Raw genomic sequence first — 1,040 nt, 5'->3', positions numbered from 1 at the left:
CCAGCAATAATGAAAGATAAATTTCCTATGAAATATACTGTGATTCTATTCCTTGGATACATAGCATATCTTTTGCTTGAACATCCAATAAATTCTTTTATAGAGACTTTTTCACTACCAATCTTATATCAAGGATACCTTTCAAATTTAATATTACTTTTTCCTCTTTTAATTTTATTAATCTTTCTATTATTCCGACTTAATCTTGAAAAAAGCTTAAAATCAAAAGACAAAAGAATATATCTTATTCCAATTGGTTATTTATTCTTCGTGATAATAATGAGTTTTAGTGCATTTAAAAATGCCATTTCTTTAGAATTATTAATTTTTCTATTCAGCTTAAGTTTGGTAGGATTTACCGAAGAGATTTTATTTAGAGGAATAATATTCCCCAAATTATCCGACTATTTTTCATCGATTTGGTTAGGCGCATTATTTTCTTCTTTTCTATTTGGAATAGGTCATTATATAAACCTATTTAAAAATCCAGATTCTATAAATGAAATCACATACCAGGTAATTTCTGCTTTTTGTATTGGAGTATTAATGTGTGGGATATTTTATAAAACTAAAAATATTTTTATACCGTCTTTAATTCATACAATTTTTAACCTCCAATCCCTAATAAGAGTCTTTAATGGAATTCGAAATCAGAAAACAACCATATCAGACACTTCAAAAGAAGTATTTCATCCATCAATATGGGAGCTATTAAACCAAGAACTACTATTTAATTTATCCTGCTTCCTTATAGGTTTAGCACTAATTTTTTTCGCGAATAAAAACAAAGAGAATAGTATCATTACTGCAGGCAACAACGGTTAATCGCCAATAGCCGGCACCGTTAGAAAGAAAATAATTAACTTGACCAACAAACTAATACTAAGCCGACAAATCCGCGTCCCTTAATCCGCCAACTGGCGATAACCGAGACCGTTGCCAAGAATAGCGCCGACTGAATTACAAATTTCAACCTGCTAATATTGTGTATTTTCTTATTGAAAATCCCGCTCACATTTAGCGGAAAAAAGTAATTATAC

The 1,040-nt window shown here is 29.9% G+C and carries 1 protein-coding gene; it reads left to right on the top strand.

The window, feature by feature from the left end; all coding sequences use genetic code 11:
* Positions 1 to 825 (top strand): CPBP family intramembrane glutamic endopeptidase (locus tag RM553_RS19420; protein ID WP_311536622.1); only part of this gene is annotated, 825 nt, incomplete at its 5' end.
* Positions 826 to 1,040 lie beyond the last annotated feature (215 nt).

It is taken from the genome of Autumnicola tepida (assembly GCF_031846485.1).
Classification (GTDB): domain Bacteria; phylum Bacteroidota; class Bacteroidia; order Flavobacteriales; family Flavobacteriaceae; genus Autumnicola; species Autumnicola tepida.
Note: the sequence above shows the minus strand (reverse complement) of the source record. Positions and strands in the feature narration are given on the sequence as shown.